The sequence below is a fragment of the Embleya sp. NPDC059213 genome (assembly GCF_042754445.1).
In the GTDB taxonomy this organism is placed as follows: domain Bacteria; phylum Actinomycetota; class Actinomycetes; order Streptomycetales; family Streptomycetaceae; genus Embleya.
The window spans coordinates 50,632-70,302 of record NZ_JBHZAV010000021.1 but is presented as its reverse complement, the minus strand read 5'-3'; the positions used below and the strand labels follow the sequence as shown (position 1 = coordinate 70,302).

Annotated in this window: 19 protein-coding genes and 1 tRNA gene; 13 read left to right on the top strand and 7 right to left on the bottom strand. The window is 70.4% G+C overall.

Annotated elements, in window-relative coordinates; all coding sequences use genetic code 11:
* Nucleotides 1-81: 81 nt before the first annotated feature.
* Nucleotides 82-657, top strand: coding sequence for a hypothetical protein (locus ACFXMF_RS11430; RefSeq protein WP_360307923.1), 576 nt, complete (start codon nucleotides 82-84; stop codon nucleotides 655-657).
* Between the two features lie 353 nt (nucleotides 658-1,010).
* Here ACFXMF_RS11430 and ACFXMF_RS11425 read toward each other — a convergent pair whose 3' ends face one another.
* Both ACFXMF_RS11425 and ACFXMF_RS11420 read right to left on the bottom strand, forming a co-directional pair.
* On the bottom strand, nucleotides 1,011-1,613 hold the full coding sequence (locus ACFXMF_RS11425; RefSeq protein ID WP_379989740.1) for a TetR family transcriptional regulator: 603 nt from the start codon (nucleotides 1,611-1,613) through the stop codon (nucleotides 1,011-1,013).
* A 58-nt stretch (nucleotides 1,614-1,671) separates the two neighbouring features.
* The gene (locus tag ACFXMF_RS11420; protein WP_379989739.1) at nucleotides 1,672-2,640 is read right to left on the bottom strand and encodes an acyl-CoA desaturase; all 969 of its coding nucleotides are present in this window, start codon (nucleotides 2,638-2,640) and stop codon (nucleotides 1,672-1,674) included.
* A gap of 334 nt (nucleotides 2,641-2,974) precedes the next feature.
* Here ACFXMF_RS11420 and ACFXMF_RS11415 point away from each other — a divergent pair.
* From ACFXMF_RS11415 to pth, 5 genes are all read left to right on the top strand, one after another.
* Nucleotides 2,975-3,047: transfer RNA gene (locus ACFXMF_RS11415), tRNA-Gln, on the top strand.
* A 172-nt stretch (nucleotides 3,048-3,219) separates the two neighbouring features.
* Nucleotides 3,220-4,758 (top strand): bifunctional UDP-N-acetylglucosamine diphosphorylase/glucosamine-1-phosphate N-acetyltransferase GlmU, encoded by a 1,539-nt coding sequence (gene glmU / locus ACFXMF_RS11410; protein ID WP_379989738.1) that lies wholly within the window; start codon nucleotides 3,220-3,222, stop codon nucleotides 4,756-4,758.
* On the top strand, nucleotides 4,755-5,732 hold the full coding sequence (locus ACFXMF_RS11405) for a ribose-phosphate diphosphokinase (RefSeq protein WP_360307935.1): 978 nt from the start codon (nucleotides 4,755-4,757) through the stop codon (nucleotides 5,730-5,732). The genes glmU and ACFXMF_RS11405 overlap by 4 nt, the downstream gene beginning before the upstream one ends.
* Nucleotides 5,733-6,141: 409 nt before the next feature.
* Nucleotides 6,142-6,720, top strand: a complete 579-nt coding sequence (locus ACFXMF_RS11400; protein WP_360307938.1) for a 50S ribosomal protein L25/general stress protein Ctc — start codon at nucleotides 6,142-6,144, stop codon at nucleotides 6,718-6,720.
* Between the two features lie 41 nt (nucleotides 6,721-6,761).
* A complete protein-coding gene (gene pth / locus ACFXMF_RS11395; RefSeq protein ID WP_360307941.1) occupies nucleotides 6,762-7,358 on the top strand; it encodes an aminoacyl-tRNA hydrolase in 597 nt (198 codons plus the stop codon).
* A 72-nt stretch (nucleotides 7,359-7,430) separates the two neighbouring features.
* On the opposite strand, the gene ACFXMF_RS11390 is transcribed toward pth, so the two are convergent.
* Both ACFXMF_RS11390 and ACFXMF_RS11385 read right to left on the bottom strand, forming a co-directional pair.
* The gene (locus ACFXMF_RS11390) at nucleotides 7,431-7,913 is read right to left on the bottom strand and encodes an SUKH-3 domain-containing protein (RefSeq protein WP_360307943.1); all 483 of its coding nucleotides are present in this window, start codon (nucleotides 7,911-7,913) and stop codon (nucleotides 7,431-7,433) included.
* Between the two features lies 1 nt (nucleotide 7,914).
* The gene (locus ACFXMF_RS11385; RefSeq protein WP_360307946.1) at nucleotides 7,915-8,430 is read right to left on the bottom strand and encodes a YwqJ-related putative deaminase; all 516 of its coding nucleotides are present in this window, start codon (nucleotides 8,428-8,430) and stop codon (nucleotides 7,915-7,917) included.
* A 286-nt stretch (nucleotides 8,431-8,716) separates the two neighbouring features.
* On the opposite strand from ACFXMF_RS11385, the gene ACFXMF_RS11380 reads away from it, so the two are divergent.
* The 7 genes from ACFXMF_RS11380 (at nucleotide 8,717) to ACFXMF_RS11350 (ending at nucleotide 15,919) form a co-directional block, all read left to right on the top strand.
* A complete protein-coding gene (locus ACFXMF_RS11380) occupies nucleotides 8,717-9,775 on the top strand; it encodes a Gfo/Idh/MocA family oxidoreductase (RefSeq protein ID WP_360307949.1) in 1,059 nt (352 codons plus the stop codon).
* Complete coding sequence (locus ACFXMF_RS11375) at nucleotides 9,775-10,740, top strand: NAD-dependent epimerase/dehydratase family protein (RefSeq protein WP_360307952.1); 966 nt, start codon at nucleotides 9,775-9,777, stop codon at nucleotides 10,738-10,740. Before ACFXMF_RS11380 ends, ACFXMF_RS11375 begins: the two co-directional genes overlap by 1 nt.
* 91 nt (nucleotides 10,741-10,831) lie before the next feature.
* Nucleotides 10,832-11,995, top strand: coding sequence for a DegT/DnrJ/EryC1/StrS family aminotransferase (locus ACFXMF_RS11370; protein ID WP_360307955.1), 1,164 nt, complete (start codon nucleotides 10,832-10,834; stop codon nucleotides 11,993-11,995).
* Entirely contained in the window at nucleotides 11,995-12,705 is a 711-nt protein-coding gene (locus ACFXMF_RS11365) for an acetyltransferase (protein WP_379989737.1), read from the top strand. The genes ACFXMF_RS11370 and ACFXMF_RS11365 overlap by 1 nt, the downstream gene beginning before the upstream one ends.
* Complete coding sequence (locus tag ACFXMF_RS11360; RefSeq protein WP_360307961.1) at nucleotides 12,695-13,831, top strand: DegT/DnrJ/EryC1/StrS family aminotransferase; 1,137 nt, start codon at nucleotides 12,695-12,697, stop codon at nucleotides 13,829-13,831. Before ACFXMF_RS11365 ends, ACFXMF_RS11360 begins: the two co-directional genes overlap by 11 nt.
* Nucleotides 13,828-15,396 carry an MBL fold metallo-hydrolase gene (locus ACFXMF_RS11355; protein ID WP_379989736.1) on the top strand — a complete coding sequence of 523 codons (1,569 nt, stop codon included), beginning with the start codon at nucleotides 13,828-13,830 and terminating at the stop codon, nucleotides 15,394-15,396. The genes ACFXMF_RS11360 and ACFXMF_RS11355 overlap by 4 nt, the downstream gene beginning before the upstream one ends.
* Nucleotides 15,397-15,763: 367 nt before the next feature.
* The gene (locus ACFXMF_RS11350; RefSeq protein WP_360307967.1) at nucleotides 15,764-15,919 is read left to right on the top strand and encodes a hypothetical protein; all 156 of its coding nucleotides are present in this window, start codon (nucleotides 15,764-15,766) and stop codon (nucleotides 15,917-15,919) included.
* Nucleotides 15,920-16,046: 127 nt separating this feature from the next.
* Here ACFXMF_RS11350 and ACFXMF_RS11345 read toward each other — a convergent pair whose 3' ends face one another.
* The 3 genes from ACFXMF_RS11345 to ACFXMF_RS11335 form a co-directional block, all read right to left on the bottom strand.
* Nucleotides 16,047-17,303 carry a nucleotide sugar dehydrogenase gene (locus ACFXMF_RS11345; protein ID WP_360307970.1) on the bottom strand — a complete coding sequence of 419 codons (1,257 nt, stop codon included), beginning with the start codon at nucleotides 17,301-17,303 and terminating at the stop codon, nucleotides 16,047-16,049.
* Between the two features lie 56 nt (nucleotides 17,304-17,359).
* On the bottom strand, nucleotides 17,360-17,989 hold the full coding sequence (locus ACFXMF_RS11340) for a hypothetical protein (protein ID WP_360307973.1): 630 nt from the start codon (nucleotides 17,987-17,989) through the stop codon (nucleotides 17,360-17,362).
* Between the two features lie 174 nt (nucleotides 17,990-18,163).
* Nucleotides 18,164-19,630, bottom strand: coding sequence for an aldehyde dehydrogenase family protein (locus ACFXMF_RS11335; protein WP_360307976.1), 1,467 nt, complete (start codon nucleotides 19,628-19,630; stop codon nucleotides 18,164-18,166).
* Nucleotides 19,631-19,671 lie beyond the last annotated feature (41 nt).

The window sequence follows — 19,671 nt, the reverse complement described above, 5'->3', positions numbered from 1 at the left end:
CCCAACCGATGTAGGGGGCGAGCAATCGCCTTGGACAGCAGCTCGCCCCCTACGTCCCCAATGGAGAGGACAGTACCCACGATGCCAGATGCCAACGAAGTGGACGTCATTTCGCCGGCCGACGCCACGACCGCCGACGCCTTCCAAAACGCCCGACTCGCCTACCTCGTACGGCAGGCCGCGCTCGTCATGCGACGCCAAGAGGCGGCCCGACCCCGCCGGGAGGTGGTCTCGCACAGCGGGGACGACCTTCGCGTCGGCACGGAGTTCTTCGAGCGTCACCGGCACGCGCTCTGCCGGGATGCCGTCTCCGAGCGGGACGGGACGTTGATGGACGTCATCGGCACATGCATCTATCTACGCGGCCGTGACGGGCTCGAATTCGTCTGCCGCATCCACGACTTGGTGATCCTCGCCCCGCCGCCGCCGATCCTGTACCGACGCGTGCGCTACGTCGGCCCGGAGGACCCCACGCACCGCCCGGACGGCGAACTCACCGAACTGTGGGCCGTCGACCAAGGCAAACTCGCCACCGTGCAACCCGCCAACGGCCACGCCTGGTTCGCCCTGCTTTCCGACCTGGAACGCACCGGCTTCACCCTCGGCCCGATCGCCGACTGGCCGAAGCCACCCTTTCCGCCGAACCGCCCCACCTGACCACACACCACTACGCACACGGCAGCGGCCGCCCCGGGAGACCTCCCGAGGTGGCCGTCGTCCGTGGCGGAAGGCTTCGGCCGGACCTCTTCGTCACGGATGTAGAACCACCGCAACGCCACTCGTCGTCGAGGTCGTCCAGCGGCCCACCCAGGTGCCCGCCGAGGCCGCCGTTCCCTCGGGCTCCGCCGCGCCGGCATCCGTTGCGACAGGTTCTCCCGGCCCGGAGCGTGCCTGGGAAGGCCACTTGCCGTGATCAGGTGATGCTTACGACCGTCACAGTCACCGAGACGACGAAGGGGCCGCCCTCGGTGGGGCGGCCCCTCCTTGTCGGGTGTCTCGGATACCCCTTCTCACGAGCTGCGGCGGCCGACCAGCCTCGGTCTGGGTTCTATGCCGGAGAGGCCGTTCCAGGCCAGGTTGACCAGGTGGGCTGCGACGTCGGCCTTCTTCGGGCGGCGGACGTCGAGCCACCACTGGCCGGTCAGGGCGACCATGCCGACCAGCATCTGGGCGTACATCGGGGCGAGCTTCGGGTCGTAGCCGCGCGACTTGAACTCCAGGCCGAGTACGTCCTCGACCTGGGAGGCGATGTCGCTGATCAGCGATGCGAAGGTGCCGGTGGATTGGGCCACCGGCGAGTCCCGGACCAGGATCCGGAAGCCGTCGGTGTTGTGGTCGATGTAGTCGAGGAGGGCGAAGGCCGCCTGTTCGAGCAGTTCCCTGGGGTGCCCGCCGGTCAGTGCGCCGGTCACCCCGTCCAACAATGCGCTGGTCTCGCGGTCCACCACGACGGCGTACAGACCTTCCTTGCCGCCGAAGTGTTCGTAGACCACCGGCTTCGAGACACCCGCCTTGTGCGCGATCTCCTCGACACTCGTCGCGTCGTAGCCACGCTCCGCGAACAGTGTTCGACCGATGTCGATCAACTGCTCGCGACGCTCTTTCCCGGTCATGCGCACACGACCGCCGCCGCGCGGTGCACTCCGCCTGCTGCTCTCGGTCACTGGCCCATCATGCCGCGCGGCGAGCCGCGACCCGTTCCCGGTCCGGCCAACGTACGTCCCGGACCCAGCCGAGCTTCTCCATCCAGCGGATCGTCCGGGCGCTGCTGTCGAGCTGGCCGCGCAGTACGCCGTGTCGTGCGCTGGTCTGATCCGCGTGGTGCAGGTTGTGCCAGGACTCGCCCATCGAGGGGATCGCCAGCCACCACACGTTGCCCGAACGGTCCCGGGACTTGAACGGCTGGTCACCGACCGCGTGGCAGATCGAGTTGATCGACCAGGTCACGTGGTGCAGCAGTCCCACCCGGACCAGGCCGGCCCAGAAGAACGCGGTCAGCGCGCCCTGCCACGACCATGCCCACAGGCCGCCGACCAGCGCGGGAACGGCCAGCGAGATTGCGACCCACAGCGGAAACTGCCGGGAGACGCGCACCATGTCGCGGTCCTTGAGCAGGTCCGGCGCGTACTTCTCCTGCGAGGTCTGCTCGACGTCGAACAGCCATCCCATGTGCGCCCACCACAGACCCTTGGCCAGCGCGCCGACGCTGGTGCCGTAGCGCCACGGCGAGTGCGGGTCGCCGTCCTTGTCGGAGAACCTGTGGTGCTTGCGGTGGTCGGCGACCCACCGCACCAGCGGCCCCTGCACCGCCATGTTGCCCGCGATCGCGAGCATGATCCGGACCCAGCGTTTGGCCTTGAACGACCCGTGGGTGAAGTAACGATGGAACCCGATCGTGATTCCGTGGCCGGTGATGGCGTACATCACGACCGCGATCACCACGTCGTGCCAGGACAGCCCCCAACCCCATGCCGCCGGCACCGCTGCCACCAGCGCGAGGAACGGGATGCCGATGAAGAGCGCCAGGGCGATCTGCTCGGCGAAGTGCTTGCGCTCGCCGCCGAGGGTGCCGCGCGGTGCGGTGTCGGTGGCGGACTTCCGTTCGGCTTCGAGCACGCCGGCGCCGGGGGAAGGGGTCATGAGGAGTCCCTCAGGTCGGGGGCGGACAACGCTACGGCGACGTAACCTACGGAGCCGTAAGTTCCGTCAGTATGGCAGGTCATGAGCGGAAAGTGAGGTGTCTGTACCCTCTCCGATTCTTCCGGTGAATCCCACGTCGGAGAGGCTTTCCGCGCCCGCTCGACGGCATGCGCGCGGCGTCGGACCGGGCTCGCGCGGGTCCGCGGCGCGCGCTCGTGGCGATGTTCCGTCGGGCCGACGGGGGGTTATTCGCGCACGAAGAGCCGAGGGGCCGGCATAGTGGGTGCCGTGAAAACGGGACGCACCCGCCTGCCAAGCGGAATGCCCGATTCATTCCGCTATGGTGTAACTCGGCAGCACACGGGGTTTTGGTCCCCATGGTCCAGGTTCAAATCCTGGTAGCGGAGCCTTTCGGCGGCATCGCCGGCACTGGCGCGTGGAGCCTTCTCCCGACGGCGCTATCCTCGTAGGGCCCGGTTTGTTCGGCTCGGCTTCGTCGTGCCGTCATTTCGTTTCTCCGGAGTCGGCCTCCGGAGTCGTCGGGCATCCCCCGCCAGCGATGCCGAGGAGCCTTGCTCTGTGAGCCCCATCCGCCCGGCTGCCGTCGTCGTACTTGCTGCGGGTGAGGGCACCCGCATGCGTTCCAAGACCACCCCGAAGGTGTTGCACGCCCTGGCCGGTCGGGCCATGGTCGGGCATGTGGTCGAGGCCGCCAGACGGCTGGATCCCGAGGACCTGATCGTCGTCGTCGGCCATGGCCGCGACCAGGTGGCGAGCTACCTGTCCGCGCTCGACCCGGCCGCCCGGGTGGTCGTCCAGGAAGAGCAGAACGGTACCGGTCACGCCGTGCGGGTCGCCCTGGACGGGCTCGCCGCGGGCAGCCGGGAGCCGGACGGCGTGGTCCTGGTCACGTGCGGGGACACCCCGCTGCTGACCACGGAGAGCCTGGCCGCGCTGGTCGCCACCCACGAGCGCGAGGGCAACGCCGTCACCGTGCTCTCCGCGGTCGTGCCCGACCCGACCGGCTACGGCCGGATCGTCCGGGAGAACACCCCCGACGGACGCGGCGCGGTGACCGCGATCGTCGAGCACAAGGACGCCTCCGCCGCCCAGCGCGCGATCGCCGAGATCAACTCCGGCGTGTACGCGTTCGACGGCAAGCTGTTGCGCGAGGCGCTCGGCCAGATCACCCCGCACAACAGCCAGGGCGAGGAATACCTCACCGACACGCTGCACGTGCTGCGCGAGGCCGGACACCGGGTGGGCGCCGCCGCGGCCGTGGACCACCGGGAGATCCTGGGTGTCAACGACCGGGTGCAGCTCGCCGAGGCCCGGCGGGTGTTCAACAACCGCCTGATCGAGGCCGCGATGCGCGCCGGGGTCACCGTGATCGACCCGGCGACCACCTGGATCGACGTGGACGTCACGTTCGAACCGGACGCCGTGCTCCACCCCAACACCCAGCTCCACGGTGCGACCAGCGTCGCCGCCGAGGCCGTGGTGGGCCCCAACAGCACACTGCGCGACACCGTCGTCGGCGAGCGGGCCCACGTGTACAACACCACGAGCGAGGGCGCCGAGATCGGCCCCGAGGCCACCGTGGGTCCGTACACCTACCTGCGACCGGGTACCCGGCTCGCGCGCGGGGCCAAGGCCGGCGGCTTCGTGGAGATGAAGAACGCCGTGGTGGGCGAGGGTTCCAAGGTGCCGCATCTGACCTACGTCGGGGATGCGACCATCGGGGTGGGCGCCAATATCGGTGCGGCCACGATCTTCGTGAACTACGACGGCGTGAACAAGCACCGCACGGTGGTCGGGGACCACGTGCGGGTGGGCAGCGACACCATGCTGATCGCCCCGATCGAGATCGGCGACGGCGCTTACACCGCCGCCGGATCGGCGATCACAGAAGATGTCCCGCCCGGTGCGATGGCGGTGGCGCGGGGGCGCCAACGCAACATCGACGGGTGGGTCGCACGCAAACGCGCGGGAACGGCCTCGGCGCAGGCCGCCGAACGCGCGCTCGCGGTCACGCAGGGCGACTCGGGTGACGTGCACACAACGGCCGGGCCGAACGACGGTTCGACCGAGGCGAATGGCAAGGAGACGGTGCTGTGAGCGGGATCAAGGTGACGCCTGAGCGCAAGCTCATGCTCTTCACGGGCAGGGCCCACCCCGAACTTGCGAAGGAGGTGGCCTCGGAGCTCGGTGCGGATCTCGTTCCCACCAAGGCCTTCGAGTTCGCCAACGGGGAGATCTACGTACGGTTCGAGGATTCCGTACGGGGTGCCGACGCGTTCGTGATCCAGAGCCACACGGCTCCGATCAACACGTGGATCATGGAACAGCTCATCATGATCGACGCGCTCAAGCGGGCCTCCGCCAAGCGCATCACGGTCATCGTGCCGTTCTACGGCTATGCCCGGCAGGACAAGAAGCACCGCGGTCGCGAGCCGATCTCGGCCCGGCTGATGGCGGACCTGTTCAAGACCGCGGGTGCCGACCGGCTGATGGCCGTGGACCTGCACACCTCGCAGATCCAGGGCTTCTTCGACGGCCCGGTGGACCACCTGTTCGCGCTGCCGCTGCTGGCCGACCACGTCGGCAAGCGGGTGGACCGCGAGCGGCTGACCGTGGTCTCCCCGGACGCCGGTCGGGTCCGGGTGGCCGACCAGTGGACGGACCGCCTGGGTGCGCCGCTGGCGATCATCCACAAGCGCCGCGACCCCAACATCGCCAACGAGGTCACCGTGCACGAGGTGGTCGGTGACGTCACCGGCCGGACCTGTGTCCTGGTCGACGACATGATCGACACCGGTGGCACGATCTGCGCCGCCGCCGACGCGCTGTACGACAACGGCGCCGCCGACGTGATCGTGGCCGCCACCCACGCCGTGCTGTCCGGCCCCGCCGTGGACCGGCTCAAGAACTCGCGGATCAGCGAGGTCATCGTGACCAACTCGCTGCCGATCGAGGAGGAGCGTCAGTTCGACAAGCTGACCATCCTGTCGATCGCCCCGATGGTGGGCCGGGCGATCCGCGAGGTCTTCGAGGACGGTTCGGTCACGAGCCTGTTCGAGGGCCACAGCTGACCCACGGCTTCGGTCACCTCGGCCCGGATGGGCCGTTGAGTTGTAACTTGCGTACGCCGCCCGGTCGTTCGGCCGGGCGGCGTACGTGTGCCCACCTGCTTTTCAAGGTATGTTGCCCCGCATGGGGAGCGCACTGTCACTCGTTCGAGTGGTGCTCGCCGCGACCCGATTTCGGGGTGACCGAGAAGAGCGGGTAGGCTAACGGGGTTGCCCGGCGAGGGATGCGCGCTACTTGCTCCGTGATCGACGCGGTAGTTGTGTGTCGTGTGCTCCTCCAAGGCTTTTGCAGGGGACCCGGTGCCACTCGGGCACCTACGAACCGGCTCCGGCGATCATCGTCCGCAGTCGGTCCGCACCATGGGGACCCCGCCCCGCCATCCGCCACCGCGTCGTTCGAGGAGTACCCGTCGTGTCCGAGGTCCGTATCGTCGCCGAGCCGCGTTCCGAGTTCGGCAAGGGTGCCGCCCGTCGCGCCCGTCGCGCGGGTAAGGTGCCGGCCGTCCTCTACGGTCACGGCTCCGCTCCGCTCCACCTTGCGCTTCCGGGCCACGAGCTCATGCTCGCGCTCAAGACCCCCAACGTGCTGTTCTCGCTGGACATCGACGGCAAGGCGCAGCTCGCCCTGCCCAAGGATGTACAGCGGCACCCGATCAAGCGTCACCTCGAGCACGTCGACCTCCTGATCGTCCAGAAGGGCGAGACGGTCACGGTCGAGGTCCCGGTCAGCACGGTCGGCGACATCGCCCCGGGCGGCCTGCTCGAGACCGTCGTCCCGGCGCTCCCCGTCGAGGCCGACGCCACCGCGCTCCCCGGCACCATCGAGATCGACGTGACCGGCCTGGAGCCGGGCGCCTCGGTGCACGCCAAGGACATCAAGCTGCCGAAGGGCACCGCGCTCGCGGGCGACCCGGACGCGGTCATCCTGCACATCCTCACCCCGTCGGCTCCGGAGCCGACCGCCGAGGAGACCGCGGCCGACGAGGCCTGATCGGTCGTTGTCGTCAAGGCGAACGCGGGGATCACAACATCATGAGTGAGTCGCAGGCCCACGCCGGCACGGAGAACAGTCCGTGGTTGGTCGTGGGCCTCGGCAATCCCGGGCCCGAGTACACCGGGAATCGCCACAACGTCGGATTCATGGTCGTCGACCTGCTCGCCGAGCGGGATCGCTCGAAGTTCAAGGCGCACAAGTCGCGCGCCCAGGTGGTGGAGACCCGGATCGGCCCGCACCGGGTGGTGCTGGCCAAGCCGATGTCGTTCATGAACCTGTCCGGTGGTCCGGTGACCGCGCTGCGCGACTTCTACAAGATCCCGGTCGCGAACATCATCGCGGTCCACGACGAGTTGGACGTCGACTTCGGCGTGCTGCGGCTCAAGCGCGGTGGCGGCGACAACGGGCACAACGGCCTGAAGTCGATCACCAAGTCGCTCGGACCCGACTACCTGCGGGTGCGGTTCGGCATCGGTCGCCCGCCCGGGCGGATGGACGTCGCCGCGTTCGTGCTCAAGGACTTCTCCGCGACCGAGCGCAAGGAACTCGCGTTCGAGGTGGACCGCGCGGCCGACGCGTGCGAGGCGCTGGTGCGCGAGGGCCTGGAACGCGCGCAGAATCAATTCAACACCTGATCGTGGCGGATCGGGGCGGACGAACGAGGGCGGGCTCCCCACGGGGACCCGCCCTCGGCCGTACCCGCTCGGCTACCAGCGCCCGTCGTCGCGGATGCGCACCGGTGCCAGCCCCAGGACCAGCGTGCTGATCGCGTTGTCCATCGACGAGCCGATGAACCACTCGCCGGTGTGGTCCAGGCCGAACACCCGACCGCTCGGGTCGATCGCCAGATAGCTGCTGCCGTCGTCCTCGTCGCCCAGCGGGGCCAGCGGGGTGCCCAGCGCGCGACCCACGTCGGTGAGCGTGCGCGGCAGGTGCAGCCCGCGGGTGGGGTCGATGGTGAACGGTCGACGGAGCACGTCCTTGCCCGCGCCGGTGATGGCGAAGTGCAGCGTGCCGAATTCGGCCCAGGCCACCAGCGCCGCCGGGAACACGCTGTGCCGGTGCCCGTCGGGCGACTCGTGGTCGCTGATCTGCCGGGCCCAGGTCTCGGCCTGGGCCAGCCGGCGGCGGCCCACGGTCCAGCCGGCCCGCTTGAGCTCGTGCACCACGTCGGTGGAGAAGCGGGACACGTCAGCCGCTTTCCGTCGACGCGACGCCGAAGTGTTCGAGCATCGGCGCGCAGGATCGACACGGCGGTTGATACGTGTCGTGTCGTGGGTCGCCGTCCTCGCGGATCCGGCGCAGGGTCAGCTTGGCCCCCTTGAGCGAGCGCCGTGCCTCCTGCACGGTGAACGCCCGCCGGGCCGCCCGCTTGGTGCGCGCCGCCTCCGCCTCGAAGAGATGCTCGGACACCAGCTCGACCTCGGGGCAGCGGCCCCGCCAACGTTCGCGTGCCTCGACCGGGAGAGCCATCAGGAAGTCCCGGACCAGCGGATGCGCCGTCGGCACGGTGTCGCCCTTGGCGCCGGCCCGGGTCCGGACGCGCTTGCCGATGAACAGCGCCGCGGCCACGGCCGGGAGGATGCTCTCCCGGGTGCTCCCGGGGGCATCCCGCTCGTGCGGGTCGGGATCCACCGGTTCGAGGTCCGGATCCACTTCCGCCGTACGTTCCTTCGCCAGTGTCGTCGTCGGAGTACCCGCGGCCACGTGGCGTTCCCTTCTCGTTCATGTGCTGCTGCAATCGACGCGGTTGTGTCGACGGATCGATCATGCCGCGCCCGGATCGGTGACTGTGCGTGTAACAGCGTGCCAAACGTCTCGGCGACCCGTGCAACCGGGACTCCCGCAAAGATCTTTGCAGTTCGGACCGACCGCGGATTTCCCGGTTGACCCGCGGCGGAGCGGATCGGGCGCTAGCTTCGTTCGGGTGGGGGTGCCGTGCGGCGGCTGGGCCCGCGCGGCCGGGGGGTTGCAGGGGAGTTGACGCTTCGTCATGTCGAATTCCGGGTCTGGGCGGGCCATCGGGCTCGCCGTCATAGGGGCCGGCTATTGGGGACCCAATCTGGTGCGCAACGCGCAGGCCACACCGGCCCTGCGGGTGGAATGGCTGTGTGATCTGGACGAGGCGCGGGCGCGCACGGTGCTGGGGGAGTACAGCACGGTGCGGGTGAGCACGTCGTACCGGGAAGTGTTGGCCGATCCCGCGGTGCACGCGGTGGCGATCGCGACGCCGGCCGCGACGCACTTCGAGCTGGTCGCGGCGGCGCTGGAGGCGGGCAAGCACGTTCTGGTCGAGAAGCCGATCACGGCCGCGCACGCGGACGCGGTCAAGCTGGTCGAACTGGCGGAGCGCAACGGGCTGACGCTGATGTGCGATCACACGTTCTGCTACATGCCGGTGGTCCGACACATCCGCGAGCTGATCCACGGCGGCGAACTGGGCGACATCCGCTTCTTCGACTCGGTGCGGATCAACCTGGGCCTGGTTCAGCCGGACGTGGACGTGTTGTGGGACCTGGCGCCGCACGATCTGTCCATCCTGGACTTCATCCTGCCGCCCGGGGTGCGCCCGGTGTCGGTGACGGCGCACGGCGCGGATCCGCTGGGCACCGGCCGGGCCTGCCTGGCCTATCTGGTGTTGCGGCTGAGCAACGACGCGATCGCGCACGTGCATGTGAACTGGCTCTCGCCGACCAAGGTGCGCACCACCATCATCGGCGGCTCGCGGCGCACCGTGGTGTGGGACGACACCAATCCCGCGGCCCGACTCCAGGTGCACGACAAGGGGGTCGACCTCACCGCGGACGCCGAACTCAGCCGGGAGGCCCGGCGGGAGAAGCTGATCTCCTACCGGGTGGGCGACGTGGTCTCGCCCGCGCTGCCCGAGCGGGAGGCGCTGCGCGCGGTGATGGCCGAGTTCGCCGACGCGATCGACACCTCCCGGCCGGCGCTGACCGACGGGCGCGCGGGTCTGCGCGTCCTGGAACTGTTGGAGGCGGCCTCGCGCAGCCTGGAACTGGGCGGCGTCACCGTCGCGGTGGGAGAACTCTGATGGGTGTCGAGATAGCCGGTTCGCGCTGCGTGGTCACCGGCGGCGCGGGGACCATCGGGTCCACCATCGTCGACCGGCTGCTCGCCGCCGGGGCGGCGCACGTGGTCGTCCTGGACAACCTGACCCGAGGGCATCGGGGCAACCTGGCCCGGGCATTGGCCGACGAGCGGGTCGAGCTGGTCGACGGCGACATCCGGGACCGGCCGCTGCTGGCCCGGCTGATGCCGGGCACCGACGTGCTGTTCCACCTCGCCGCGATCCGGATCACCCAGTGCGTCGAGGAACCCCGGCTCGCGCTGGAGGTGCTCGTGGACGGCACCTACGACGTCATGGAGGCGGCGGTCGCCGCCGACGTGCGCAAGGTGGTCACCTCCTCCTCGGCGTCGGTCTACGGCCTCGCCGAGGAGTTCCCGACCACCGAGCTGCACCACCCGTACGACAACGACACGTTCTACGGTGCGGCCAAGCTGTTCAACGAGGGCCTGCTGCGCAGCTTCCGGGCGATGTACGGCCTGGACTACGTGGCACTGCGCTACTTCAACGTCTACGGCCCGCGGATGGACGTGCACGGCTTGTACACCGAGGTGTTGATCCGCTGGATGGAGCGGATCGGCAAGGGGGAACCCCCGTTGATCTTCGGCGACGGCCTGCAGACCATGGACTTCGTGTACACCGAGGACATCGCCCGCGCCAACCTCCTTGCCGCGCAGGCCGATGCCGCCGGTGAGGTGTTCAACATCGCGTCCGGGAGCGAGACTTCGCTGCGCGGACTGGCCGAGCGGCTGTTGGTGGCGATGGGTGCGGACGGGTTGGGCATCGAGTACGGCCCGGCGCGGGCGGCCGGCGGGGTGACCCGACGGTTGGCCGATACCACCAAGGCCGCACGGGAGTTGGGCTTCACCGCCGAGGTGGACATCGACGAGGGGCTGCGCCGACTGGTGGCGTGGTGGCGGGACGCGGTCTGATCCGATCGGGGCACCGAGGGGGTTCGGTGCACCACCGGGTGCGAGGCGGACGGGCAGACATGGGCGGGCGACCGGGCTGGGGGAAGGCACGATGAGCATGGAACGAATTCCGGTGATGCGGCCCTGGATGGGCGAGGAGGAGGCCGCCGCCGCGGCGGACGCGGTGCGTTCGGGGTGGGTGGCCCAGGGACCTCGGGTGGCCGCCTTCGAGCGGGCGTTCGCGGAATACGTCGAGGTGCCCGCGGCGATCGCGGTGTCCTCGTGCACCACCGCGTTGCATCTGGCGTTGATCAACGCCGGGGTGGGGCCGGGCGACGAGGTCGTGGTGCCCTCGTTGTCCTTCGTGGCCACCGCCAACGCGGTGCGCTACGTGGGCGCGCGCCCGGTGTTCGCCGATGTCGAACTCGCCACCGGCAACCTGACCCCGCAGACGATCGAACCGGTGCTCACCGCCGCGACACGTGCGGTGGTCCTGGTCGACCAGGGCGGCATCCCGGCCGACCTGGACGCCGTGCGGGCGCTGGTGGACGCCCGCGGCATCGTGGTCGTGGAGGACGCGGCGTGCGCGGCGGGCTCGACGTACAAGGGCCGCCCGGTGGGCGCGGGCGCGATGTCCGCGACCTTCTCCTTCCATCCGCGCAAACTGCTCACCACCGGTGAGGGCGGCATGCTCACGCTCGCGCGCGAGAGCGCGGCACCGCGGCTGCGCCGGTTGCGCGAGCACGGGATGAGTGTGAGCGCGGCCGATCGGGACGCGGCGGACCGTGCGGGCGGGGCGCCGGTGGTGGAGAGCTACGACGAACTCGGCTTCAACTACCGGATGACCGACATCCAGGCGGCGGTCGGCCTGGTGCAACTGGGCCGACTGCCCGCGATGGTCGCCCGCCGTCGGGAACTGGCGGCGCGCTACCGCGAGTTGCTCGCCGATCTGCCTGGGTTGGCGACGGCGGGCGATCCGGCTCACGGGTTGTCCAACCACCAGGCGTTCTGGGTGCTGCTGCCCGAGGACTTCCCGATGTCGCGCGACGAACTGCTCGGCGAACTGGCCCGGGCCGGCGTCTCGGCGCGGCGCGGGATCATGGCCGCGCATCTGGAACCGGCCTACGCGGACGTCGAACACGTGCCGTTGCCCGCCACCGAGCGGTTGACCCGCGACTCGTTGATCCTGCCGCTGTTCCACGACCTGACCGAGGCACAGCAGGACCGGGTGGTCGCCGCGGTGCGGGCGGCGGCCGGCGTCCGGGCGGCGGTCTAGTGTCCTTTCGCGACCTGCTGTTGGTCGGCGCCGGCGGGTTCGCCCGGGAGGTCGCCGCGGCGCTCCCGGATTTCCGTGCACCGCGCGGAAGTTCGGGTTGGCGACTGCTCGGCTTCCTGGACGACGACGCGGACCGATGGCAGACCGAGGTGGACGGCTACCCGGTGCTCGGCGGCGCGGACGCGGTGCACACGTGGCCGGACGCGTTGGTGGTGGTGTGCGTCGGGAGTCCGACGAACTGGTGGAGCCGCTCGCGGGTGGTGGCCCGACTGGGCCTGCCGGACACCCGCTGGGCCACCCTCGTGCACGTGAGCGCGGTGGTGCCGCGCACGTGCGAGATCGGGCCGGGCGCGGTGCTGATGGCCCAGACGGTGTTGACCACCTCGGTCCGGGTGGGCGCGCACGCGCACACCATGCCGCAGGTGGTGCTGACCCACGACGACGACGTGGGCGAATTCGCCACGCTGGCCGCGGGAGTGCGGTTGGCGGGCGCGGTGACGGTGGGCCGGGAGGCGTACCTGGGAGCCGGTGCGCTGGTGCGCGAACGGTGCACGATCGGTGCCCGGTCGCTGGTGGGGATGGGCTCGGTCGTGACGCGGGACGTGCCGCCGGCCGAGGTGTGGGCGGGGGTGCCGGCCCGCCGACTGCGGTCGGCGCCGACCCCCGCCGTTGTCGGGATACCACGAGGGGGAGACGCGGATGAGTGCTGACCTGGATCGCATTCCGTTGGTGGACCTGGCCGCCGCGCATGCCGAGGTGGCCGGCGAGGTCGAGGCGGGCATCGCCCGGGTGCTGGCCACGTGCGCGTTCGTGGGCGGCCCCGATGTCGCGGGCTTCGAGGCCGAGTACGCGCGGTTCACCGGCGTCGCGCACTGCGTGGGGGTGGCCAATGGCACGGACGCGGTGGAACTGGCCCTGCGGACGCTGGAGGTGGGCGCGGGCGCGGGTGTGGTGATGCCCGCGAACACGTTCGTGGCGACCGCCGAGGCGGCCGTCCGGGCGGGTGCCCGGCCGGTGTTCGCGGATGTGGACGACGAGTACCTGCTGCTGGACCCGCAGCGGGCCGCCGAGGCGCTGAACGGCCCGGTCCCGGCCCGCGCGGTGGTGCCGGTACACCTGAACGGGCAACTGGCCCCGATGGCCGCGTTGCGGGCGCTGACGCAGGCGCGCGGGGTGTTCCTGGTCGAGGACGCCGCGCAGTGCCAGGGGGCGACCCAGGACGGCGTCTCGCCCGGCGGGTGGGGGCCGGACTCGATCGCGGCGACCAGCTTCTACCCGGGCAAGAACCTGGGCGCGTACGGTGACGGCGGCGCGGTGGTGACGAGCAACGAGACCTACGCGAGGGTGCTGCGCGAGATGCGCGACCACGGCTCGTCGCGCAAGTACGTGCACGCGCGCCTGGGCTTCAACTCGCGCCTGGACACCATCCAGGCCGTGGTGTTGCGCGCCAAGCTGCGTCGACTGGCCGACTGGAACGTGCGCCGGCGGGCGGCGGCGGCCCGCTACGACGCGCTGCTCGCGGGTGTCGAGGGCGTGCGGGTGCCGCGCACCGCGCCGGGCAACGAGCACGTCTGGCATCTGTACGCGGTTCGGGTGCCCGAGCGGGACAAGGTGCTCGCGCTGTTGAACGAGGCCGGTGTCGGAGCCGGTGTGCACTATCCGGTGCCGGTGCACCTGCAACCCGCGTTCGCCGAACTGGGCTATGCCCGCGGCGACTTCCCGGTGGCCGAGCGGGCCGCCGAGCAGATCCTGACGCTGCCGCTGTACCCGCAGCTCACCGCGTCGCAGCAGGAGCGCGTCGTGGAGGTGCTCGCGGGAGCGCTGAGCCGGCTGTGAGCACCGAGTCCGCCCTCGGGCCCGCCGTGAGCGTCGGGCCCGAACACGAACCGACGTGCCTGCCCGCGCCCGGCGCGATCCGTCATCTCGGCCACGCGGGCTTCGTGGTCGCGCACGCGGGGCTCTCGCTGCTGATCGACCCGTGGTTCCACCCGGCCTTCCTCGGCGCGTGGTTCCCGTTCCCGGACAACCGCGAGTTGTTGCCGGACGTGCTGGCCGGCGACCACGACCTGCTCTATCTCTCGCACTTGCACGAGGACCACTTCGACGAACGGGTGCTGGAGCGACTCGATCGCGGCATCACCGTGGTGTTGCCCAGGTATCGGTCCAGGTCGCTGGTCAAGCGGATGAGCGCGCTGGGCTTCCACGATCAGGTGGTGCTCGGCCACCGGGAGTCGTTCACACCGGCGCCGGGCCTGACCCTGACCATGTTCCTGGACACCAGCCACAAGGAGGACAGCGGCCTGCTCGTCGATCTGGCCGGCTACCGCTTTCTGGACCTCAACGACTGCAACACTCCGCTGAGCGAACTCCCGGGCGACATCGACCTGTTGTCCGCCCAGTTCTCCGGCGCGATGTGGTACCCCAACGCGTACGCGTATCCGCAGGAGACCCAGCGCAAGAAGACCGCCGAGGTGCGTTCGGACCTGTTCGACACGCTGGTGCGCAAGGTACGGCTGACCGGTGCGCGGGCCTATCTGCCGTCGGCCGGTCCGCCGGTGTTCCTGGATCCGGAACTCGCCCGGTTCAACGACCGGGACGAGACGATCTTCCCGCTGTGGGACGCCTTCGCCGACGATTTCGCGGCGGCCTGTCCGCGGGTGCGGGTGATCGAGACCGCGCCGGGCGACGACCTCGCCGCGCCCACCGGCCCGGTGGCGCAACTGCGCACCGAGGCGTACCTGAGCGCCTACCGCGACCGCCGCGAGGGCGAGTGGCGGGCCTGGGCGATGCGCGAGTCCGAGCCGGTCTCCCCGGCCGAACTGGACGCCTACCTGGCCCGGTTGCAGAGCTGGAACAAGCGCTTCCTGGGCGACTGGCGCAAGGACGTGCGGTTGACCTCGGACGGCTCGTCCTGGTCCGTGCGGCTGGGCCGGATCGCGGGCGACATCGTGTTCGAGGAGGAACCGGTCGACCCCGCCTACACGATCGAGGTCCCGCAGCGGGTGTTGCGCGCGATCGTGGACGGCGCGGTGGGCTGGGAGGAGGCGCTGCTGTCCATGCGCCTGGGCCTGGCCCGGGATCCGGACGTGTTCGACCTGACCCTGATGAGTCTGCTGCGCTACGGCGAGCATCCGGCGCAGACCATGCAGATGGTCCGCGAACGCGAATCGGCCGCGAACGGCGAGTCGATCGAGCGGTGCGGGGTGCGGATGCAGCGCTTTTGCCCGCACGCCGGCGAGGACTTGGCGCACGCGGACATCGCGGCCGGCGTGTTGGAGTGCCCGAGGCATCACTGGAAGTGGCGTCTGGACACCGGCGAGTGCGTATCGGGCGGCACGGTGCCGCTGCGGGTCGAGCCGGTGCCGGTGGAGCGAGCCGGTCCCGATGTATCGGATGGGTGACAGTCGCCGATCGCCCAGGACGCGCGTTCGGGCCCGGGGCGGTTGACATAACGTCCTGCTCCATCTCGGCAGCCGCCCTGCTCGCCTTGTGCCCCGTCACCCCTGCGAGCGAGCCCGAGCCACTCGTTTGCCCTATTCGTCGGAAAAGATAATTGATCGCGGTATTGCATCCTTTGTATGTCGGTAACGACGCGTTAGGCATTCAAAAGGAAAACGTTTTTCTCCGAAACGTCCGGGTTCCGTCACGAGCGTGTCATGACGTGCCGAGTGTCGGCCGTACGGCGGCCGCAAGTGCTGCGGTGTGGCCGTCCAAGTCATTCGTGTCCCACGGGGCGGGGGTGGCGCCTGCGATGTCTGGAGGTTGTCCATGAGCACCTGGGGATGGGTCTGCCAGGAGAACGGTTGTGCGTCGAAGTCCGACGGCGCCCGCCAGCGATACCGGTCGAAGGACGCGGCGCAGGTGGCGGCCAAGGCGCACACCAAGGCCACCGGGCACAAGACGAAGATCATCGAGTACAGGTAGCCGTCGGGTCCGGGCGGCGGACGGGCGGGACGAGCAGGGACGAGCGGGACCGACCGGACCCGGATCGAAGCCGCGCCCGGTGGTCGACACCCACGACCACCGGGCGCCCGGCCGGGCCGGAACGGCCCTACAAAACCTCGATGTTGGGACCCGCGCCGAGCACCCGCCGGCAGTCGAGCACGTAGTCGGCGCCGCGCAACAGATCCAGATCGACGTCGTCGTGATCGACGAGCAGCACCACGGCGTCCGCGGCGGCCACCGTCTCCGCGGTCAACTCCACCCGCCGCAACCGGGCGTCCACGACCTGGGCGAGATCCACGTGCGGGTCCGCGGCGGTGACCTCCGCGCCCAGGTTCAGCAACAACCGGGCCACGTGCGTGGACGGCGATTCGCGGGCGTCGCCGGTGTTCTTCTTGTAGGCGAGTCCCACCAGCAACACCCGGGAGCCGTTCACCGAGCGGCGCCGGGTGTTGAACGCGGCGGTGAGCCGGCGGATCACGTAGTCCGGCATGTGGTTGTTGACGTCGTTGGCCAACTCGACGAAACGAAAGCTTTGACCGAGCGCGCGCTGCACCCGCCAGGACAGGTACGACGGGTCGATCGGCAGGCAGTGCCCGCCGACCCCCGGCCCCGGCGTGAAGCGCAGGAAGCCGAACGGCTTGGTCGAGCAGGCGTCGATCGCCTCCCACACGTCGATGCCCAGGTCGTGGGCGAACATCGCGACCTCGTTGACGAGCGCGATGTTCACGTGCCGGAAGGTGTTCTCGATCAACTTGACCAACTCGGCCTCCTTCGGCGAGGAGACCGGCACGACACGATCGATCAGCGAGCCGTAGAAGTCCTCCACGACCGCCAGCGAGGCGGCGTCCACCCCGGAGACCACCTTCGGCGTGTTGACCAGGTTCCAGGTCGGGTTGCCCGGGTCGATCCGCTCCGGGCTGTAGCCCAGGTGGAAGTCCCGGCCCGCGGTCAGGCCGGAGCCCTCCTCCAGGATCGGGCCGACCAATTCCTCGGTGGTGCCCGGATAGGTGGTCGATTCGAGCACCACACACGCGCCGGGCCGCAGATAGCGGGCCAGCGTGCGGGCGCACTCCTCGATGTAGCTCAGGTCCGGTACACCCTCGCGCAGCGGCGTGGGCACGGTGATCACCGCGATGTCGTAGCCGCCCAGATCGCGCGGCTCGGTGGTGGCGCGGTAGCTGCCCGCGTCCAGGATCGCCCGCACGTGCGCGGACGGGATGTCCTCGACGTAGGACTCGCCCGCCGCCAGCCGCTTGACCCGCCCCTCGTCGACGTCGTAACCGACCACCTCGTGGCCCACCTGGGCGGCCCGCACGGCCAGCGGCAGCCCCACATAGCCCTGACCGGCGATGACAACACGCATCCGAGAAACCCCCTCCTCGCGCAACCGCCCACCCCCGAGCGGTTGGTGATGCAACGTCAGGCGTGGCCCGGCACGTGATCGGCACGTGGTTTGGCCACCACCCACGACGACACCAGCCCGGCCACCCGCTCGCCGCGCACCACCGCCCCCGGAAAGCGCGAGACCAACTCGCCGCGCCGGGCCGGGAACACCCGGGGCGCCGCTCCGGCGATCCGCGATCGCAGGTGATCGGGCATCAGATGCAGTGCGGGCAACGAGGTCTGCGGATCGATCGGGTGCTCCCGGGCGGCGGCGCGCAGCCAGTAGCGCTCCGCCGAGGCGTGCACGACATCGGCCAACCTTGCCCGCGCGGTCGGCAGCGCCAACCGGTCGAGCAGCCCGTCGCACACCACCAGGTCGCAACTCCCGGACCATTCCAGCGGATCCGCCGCCTCGTGGACCAACCACGAGGTCGAATCCGCGGATTCGGCCGCGGTCGCGACCACCCGTACGTGCGCGGGCCGCACCGGGGCGTGCCACCAGAACTCGGCCGAGCCGCCCAGGTCCACCACCCGCAGCCGCTCGATGTCCGGGAACGCCTCGCGAAACCACAACCATCGTCGCGCCCGCGCCCCGGCTTCCACCTGCGTGCGCGCGGCGCCCGCGCGCACCGACCAGGCCCGGACCAGGCGTTGCGGCTGTGCCATCGTGCGTGATCCCCCCTGACGAGCCCGCGGCCGAGCGCCGCGGACCGCCCCTCAGGCTAGGGGGACAATCGCACCGGCACGCGGAAAACCGGCGAACCCGAGGCGACCCGGGCCCGAACATGCGAACGGCCCCGGGGAAGGATCCCGGGGCCGTTCGCGGTCGTGGCGAGCAGGTCAGGCGCTGGGCCAGACGATGCTCTGGATCTCGCTGTAGGCGGCCAACCCGTACGAGCCGCCGTCCCGGCCGACGCCGGACTGCTTGAAGCCGCCGAACGGCGCCTCCATGTTGCGACCCACGGTGTTCACCCCGACACCGCCCGAGCGCAGCCGGCGCGCGATGGTGTAGGCACGCGTGGTGTCGCCCGCGAACACGTAGGAGATCAGCCCGTAGTCCGAGTCGTTGGCGATCCGGATCGCCTCCTCCTCGTCCCCGTCGAACGGGATCACGGTGACCACCGGGCCGAAGAACTCCTCGCGCGCGATGGTCATCTCGTTGGTCGCGTCCGCGAACAGCGTGGGCGCGACGAAGAAGCCCTTGGCCAGGTCCGGCCGCTCGCCGCCGGTCACCAGGCGTGCCCCCTCCTCGCGGCCCTTGGCGATCAGCGCCTCCACCCGGCCGCGCTGCACCGCCGAGATGACCGGGGTGACCTGGGTCGCCGGGTCCAGCGGGCTGCCCACCTTCAGGCCGTTCGCGTGCTCGGCCAGCCGCTCCACCAGCCGGTCGTAGATGCCGCGCTGGGCGATCACCCGGGTCGGCGCGGTGCAGATCTGGCCCGCGTAGAAGCTCCACACCGTGCCGATGCCGTGCACGGCCGCGTCCAGGTCCGCGTCATCGAGCACGATGCACGCGCCCTTGCCGCCGAGCTCCATCAACTGGCGCTTGAAGGTGCGGCCCGCCACCTCCGCGATGCGCGAGCCGATCAACGTCGAGCCGGTGAAGCTGATCATGTCCACGTACGGCGAGGCCACCGTCGCCTCGGAGACGTCCACCCCCGAGCCGGTGATGATGTTCAGCACGCCGCGCGGCAGCCCGGCCTCCTCCAGCGCCTGGGCCATCCGGTAGACCGCCAGCGGGTCCTGCGGCGCGGGCTTGACCACGACCGTGTTGCCCATCGCCAGCGCCGGCGCGACCTTGCCCGCGGTGTTGGCCAGCGGGTTGTTGTACGAGGTGATGCAGGTGACCACGCCGACCGGCTGGCGCACCTCCAGCGCACCGAAGATGCCCGCCTTGCTCAGCGCGGTCTCCGGGACGGCCTGCGGGGGAAGCGGGGTCTCGGTCGGCTCCAGGGCGCCCTTGGCGTAGCGCTTGAAGCGCGAGTACGTGGTGCCCAACTGCATCATGCCCGCGACCCCGAGGGTCGCCCCGGTCTCCGCGGCGGCCAGCGGGACCACCTCGGCGCCCATCTTCAGGAACAGATCCGCGGCCCGGTCCAGGATGCCCGCGCGCTCCTCGGGCGTGGTCCGCGACCAGGTGCCGAACGCCTCGGCCGCCGCCGCGGCGGCCGCGTTCGCCTGTTCCACGGACGCCTCGGGCGCCAGGCCCACGACCTCCTCGGTCGCCGGATTGATCACCTCGTAGTGACCGCGGTCCGGCTCGACCCACTCGCCGCCGATGTAGAGCTTTTGCTGCGCGCTGCTCATAGTGTCCGTCGTCTCCCCTGCTCCAGCCGCCGCCCCGGACT

Coding starts and splice junctions, on each gene's coding strand:
- ACFXMF_RS11425 (WP_379989740.1), bottom strand. CDS start 1,613: ATGACCGGGAAAGAGCGTCGCGAGCAGTTGATCGACATCGGTCGAACA.
- ACFXMF_RS11345 (WP_360307970.1), bottom strand. CDS start 17,303: ATGCGTGTTGTCATCGCCGGTCAGGGCTATGTGGGGCTGCCGCTGGCC.
- ACFXMF_RS11350 (WP_360307967.1), top strand. CDS start 15,764: ATGAGCACCTGGGGATGGGTCTGCCAGGAGAACGGTTGTGCGTCGAAG.
- ACFXMF_RS11360 (WP_360307961.1), top strand. CDS start 12,695: ATGAGTGCTGACCTGGATCGCATTCCGTTGGTGGACCTGGCCGCCGCG.
- pth (WP_360307941.1), top strand. CDS start 6,762: ATGAGTGAGTCGCAGGCCCACGCCGGCACGGAGAACAGTCCGTGGTTG.
- ACFXMF_RS11370 (WP_360307955.1), top strand. CDS start 10,832: ATGAGCATGGAACGAATTCCGGTGATGCGGCCCTGGATGGGCGAGGAG.
- ACFXMF_RS11340 (WP_360307973.1), bottom strand. CDS start 17,989: ATGGCACAGCCGCAACGCCTGGTCCGGGCCTGGTCGGTGCGCGCGGGC.
- ACFXMF_RS11420 (WP_379989739.1), bottom strand. CDS start 2,640: ATGACCCCTTCCCCCGGCGCCGGCGTGCTCGAAGCCGAACGGAAGTCC.
- ACFXMF_RS11335 (WP_360307976.1), bottom strand. CDS start 19,630: ATGAGCAGCGCGCAGCAAAAGCTCTACATCGGCGGCGAGTGGGTCGAG.
- ACFXMF_RS11430 (WP_360307923.1), top strand. CDS start 82: ATGCCAGATGCCAACGAAGTGGACGTCATTTCGCCGGCCGACGCCACG.
- ACFXMF_RS11380 (WP_360307949.1), top strand. CDS start 8,717: ATGTCGAATTCCGGGTCTGGGCGGGCCATCGGGCTCGCCGTCATAGGG.
- ACFXMF_RS11375 (WP_360307952.1), top strand. CDS start 9,775: ATGGGTGTCGAGATAGCCGGTTCGCGCTGCGTGGTCACCGGCGGCGCG.